This window comes from Actinosynnema sp. (assembly GCF_052038725.1).
On the sequence record NZ_JBQGCX010001348.1, the window covers coordinates 1 to 4017 of the forward strand.

Sequence of the window (4017 nt, forward strand, 5' to 3'; positions counted from 1 at the left end):
CGGGGGGCAGAGCGTGGACGTGGGCGGGCTGTGCACCGACTCCGCGCGCGCGACCAAGCCGCGGCGCGGACCCGCCGGGCGGTCCGGCGGCCCCTGGTGACGGGGTCGCCGGACCGTCCCGGCCGCGCCACAAGCCCCACAAATCCAGAATCACCCGCCAGGGCAGCACTTCCCCTTTCAGGGGCTTCCGGGGATCACCGCGCAGTGATCACCCGCCTATTCCTGAGCGCCTGGGAGACCTCCCTCCCCACGTTGGTGTCGCACCCCCGCGACGCGTCGTGATCACCGCGCTGACCAGCGGGAACCGCCCCGGCCACCTGCCCCCCTCCCGTCCCCTAGCTTGGGAACCGGATCACCCGCACCGGGTGGCCGACCCGAACGGGAAAGGGGTGCGCGACCGTGCGGACCGAGGTGAAGCCGATGGCGCTGGCGAGGGCGGAGCTGATCTTCTCCCTCTTCGACGCCGACGCCAGCGGCGAGCTGGAGATGACCGACTTCGACCTGATGGCCGACCGCGTGGACGCGGCGGCCTCGGGCTCGGAGATGTCCGACCGGCACGCCATGCGCGCGGCGCTGGCGAGCTGGTGGGAGGTGCTGGCCGACCACCTGGACGTGGACCGGGACGGCCGGATCACCCTGGACGAGTTCTGCGGCTGCGTGCTGTCGCCGGAGCGGTTCGAGGGCGCGGTCGAGGTGTTCGCCCGCGCGCTGGCCGTGCTGGGCGACCCGGACGGCGACGGCATGATCGAGCGGCCGAGGTTCCACGCGCTGATGACGGCGTTCGGGTTCAGCCGGGACAACATCGACGCGCTGTTCGACGCCTTCGAGCCCACCGCCGACGACCAGGTCGAGGTGCGCACGTGGGAGTCGGCGATCAGGGACTACTACCGCCCCGACAAGGCGGGCATCGCGGGCGACCACCTGGTGCCCGCGCAGAGCAGGCGCTGACCCGTGGCCGCGACGGGACGGGCGGGGGCGAGCGCCGAGCGGGTGATCGGCGAGGGTGTCAGCCGCACGGCGCTGCTGGTCGCGGCGGCGCGCGCGGTCGAGAGCACCCGTTCCGACGCGGTGGCGGTGGACCGGTACGCGGCGCACTTCGTCCGGGCGGAACCGAGCGCGGCGGGCTGGCCGCTGCGCGTCGAGGACGTGCCGGGCGGCGACGCGAACCCGGTGTGGAGCGGGGACGCCCGCGACGTCGGGCTGCGCACCAGGGTCTTCGACGACCACCTGCTGGAGGTGGCGCGGGCGGGGACGCGGCAGGTGGTGCTGGTGGCGGCCGGGCTGGACACGCGGGCGCTGCGGCTGGACTGGCCAGCGGGCACCTCGGTGTTCGAGGTGGACCGGGAGCACGTGCTGGGGTTCAAGCAGCGGGTGCTGGACGAGGTCGGCGCGCGCCCGACCGCGCGGCGGGTCCCGGTGCCCTCGGACCTGGCGGACGACTGGCCGTCGGCGCTGCTGGAGGCCGGGCTGTCCCCGGACCGGCCGACGGCGTGGCTGGTGGAGGGCCTGTCCATGTACCTGTCGCGGGCCGGGCTGTGGGCGCTGCTGCGCGACGTCACCAGGCTGTCCGCGCCCGCGAGCACGCTGGCGCTGGAGGTGAAGCCGGACTCGCACGACCTGGGCGACCCGGCGGCCCCGTTCTACGCCGAGGCGCGGTCGGCGATCGACGTGGACCTGCCCGCGCTGTTCCACCACGACCCGCGCCCGGACTCCGAGGCGGACCTCGTCCTGCTCGGCTGGACGGCGACGAGCAGGGGGAGCGGCGAGTACGCCGAGGCGCACGGTCAGGTGGTCCCCGATCCGGACGGGGCGTTCGGCGAGAACCGCTTCGTGTTCGCCAGGAAGCCGACCGTGCCGTTACCCCGGCTTACCGGCCCGGACGCTCAGCGGTAGGCGCTCAGCTGGTGGGTGCTCAGCTGCTAGACACTCCGCAGATGGGCGCTGAGTCGGTAGGCACTCAGCCGGTGGGTACTTCGCCGTTGGGCACTTCGCTGGCGGGCGCTTCGCCGGTGGGCACTCAGCCGGTGGGCGCAGCGCGGTAGCCGCTCCACCGGTGGTGTGCGACCACGGCCACCGCGGCGGCGAGGAACACGACCTGGAGCAGGGTGCGCGGCAGGAGCTGGTCGCCGAACGAGGGCGACAGCCCTCGCTGGGCCGCGTGGACGTTCGCCGGGAACATCACCACCAGCAGCACGCCCAGCCCGGCGGCGGCCCAGGGCGCGGTGCGCGTCCAGAGCAGCCCGATCGCGCCCGCGAGTTCGAGCAGGCCGGTCACCGCGACCAGCAGTCCAGGCGCGGGCAGCGCGGGCGGGACCATGGCGATCAGCTCGTCGCGCATCCCGACGAAGTGCGAGATCCCGGTGACCAGGAACATCGCCGCGAGCCCGCACCGCAGGGCGAACGACCAGTGCCGCCGCAGAATCAGGAGGAGGAGCGAGACCACGACCAGGACGACGAACGGAACCACCACGACCCCCAGGAGCAGACCGACCGCAACACTGAACTTGTCACCGCAAAGATTGCTCCCGGCGGCCATATCTTGTCAATGACTAGATAGGCTGCGGGGCATGAGCCCGTACCACCACGGCGACCTGAGGCGAGCGGTGCTGGCCGCGGCGGTCACCGCGATCACCGAGAGCGGTCCGGCGGCGATCAGCCTGCGCGACCTGGCCCGAAGGGTCGGCGTCTCGCACGCGGGTCCGGTGCACCACTTCAAGGACAAGGCGGGGCTGCTGACCGCGCTGGCGACGGAGGGCTTCGTGCTCCTGTCGGACGCGCTGGCGGCGACCAGGGACGCGGGCGGCGACTTCACCGAGATCGGCGTGGCCTACGTGCGCTTCGCGGTGGAGCACCGGGCCCACTTCGAGGTGATGTTCCGCCCGGACCTCCACCACCCCGACGACGAGGACCTGCGAACCGCGCAGGCTCGGGCAGGCGAGATCCTGGCGAGCGGCGCGGACGCCACCTCCGCACCCGACCCGGACACCGCGAAGGTCGCCGCGTGGTCGCTGGTCCACGGCTTCGCGACCCTGTGGAACACCGGCGCCCTGTCCCGACCGGACGAGGACCCGGAAACCCTGGCCAGAGCAGCAGCCCGCCTGCTGTTCCCCTGACCCGAACTCCCTCTGCCCCAACCTCCCCTGACCAGGGCTCTCCCTACGCCCGCCTCCCCCTAGCCCAGCCTCTCTCCCGCCCAGCCTCTCCCTAGCCCAGCCTCTCTCTGACTCACTTCCCCTTGCCCTGCCCTGCCCTCCCCGCTCTGACGCTCCCGTCGGGGTCCTCCTGATGGGCTGATCGGCCGTACGGCGACCGGGCGTTCGAGCCGCAAGACACTGACGGTGATCTCCGCCCACGTGTCCTGGAGGCTCCGTGAAGGCCGAAGAACGGGTCGCCGAGTCACAACCGGGGGCAGCGCACAAGCCTCAGGTCAAGCAGGCCGCGACAGGGAGGGCGGTCGCGGCGGGCGAGGCGGGGAAGTCTGGTCAGCGGCACAGCGGGGCCGCTGCGGTGCAGCGGTTGCGATTAGGGCGTGCCCTGTGGATCTTTCTCATGATCGTGCGCAGATGATGGTGCGTGGTCGGACGTGGTGACCTGACGGACAGGGCATGGGCGGTGATCGCGCCGTTGCCGCCCGCGCAGAGCGGGCAAGCCTGGTGGCCGGTGGCGCGGCCACCGGCAGGTGATCGACGCGATCCTGTGGAGGGAACGCACCGGTGCCCCGTAGCGTGACCTGCCGCAGCGGTACGGGCCGTGGAGGACCGCGCACGAGCGGCTGCGGAAGTGGACCGGGGACGGGACGTGGGACCGGATCCTGGAGCACGTGATCGTCAAGGACGACTCACCGGGGACACTCGAGGACCATGTCGCGTTCGTGGTCGGCGTCGACTCCACGAGCGTACGGGCGCACCGGCACGCGGCGGGCGCCCGGAAAAAGGAGGCTGCGCGGACTGGATCGAAGACCTCGCCGTCGGCGTCGGGCGGGTCGTCGCCGACAGGGCCTACGCCCACCCGAGCACC

4 protein-coding genes and 1 pseudogene are annotated in these 4017 nt (G+C 72.7%); 4 read left to right on the forward strand and 1 reads right to left on the reverse strand.

Annotation, left to right across the window (positions count from 1 at the left end; all coding sequences use genetic code 11):
* Window positions 1-399: 399 nt before the first annotated feature.
* On the forward strand, window positions 400-948 hold the full coding sequence (locus tag ACTUAL_RS28455) for an EF-hand domain-containing protein (RefSeq protein ID WP_232519974.1): 549 nt from the start codon (window positions 400-402) through the stop codon (window positions 946-948).
* Between the two features lie 3 nt (window positions 949-951).
* Window positions 952-1893 carry an SAM-dependent methyltransferase gene (locus ACTUAL_RS28460; RefSeq protein WP_440902396.1) on the forward strand — a complete coding sequence of 314 codons (942 nt, stop codon included), beginning with the start codon at window positions 952-954 and terminating at the stop codon, window positions 1891-1893.
* 124 nt (window positions 1894-2017) lie between these two features.
* Here the strand turns inward: ACTUAL_RS28460 and ACTUAL_RS28465 are convergent, their stop codons facing one another.
* Entirely contained in the window at window positions 2018-2467 is a 450-nt protein-coding gene (locus ACTUAL_RS28465) for a DoxX family protein (RefSeq protein ID WP_096497960.1), read from the reverse strand.
* Window positions 2468-2567: 100 nt separating this feature from the next.
* Between ACTUAL_RS28465 and ACTUAL_RS28470 the strand changes: the two genes are divergently transcribed.
* Together ACTUAL_RS28470 and ACTUAL_RS28475 are read left to right on the forward strand one after the other, a co-directional pair.
* A complete protein-coding gene (locus tag ACTUAL_RS28470) occupies window positions 2568-3113 on the forward strand; it encodes a TetR/AcrR family transcriptional regulator (RefSeq protein ID WP_440902397.1) in 546 nt (181 codons plus the stop codon).
* 617 nt (window positions 3114-3730) lie between these two features.
* A pseudogene (locus tag ACTUAL_RS28475) lies at window positions 3731-4017 on the forward strand (hypothetical protein); the annotation flags it as partial.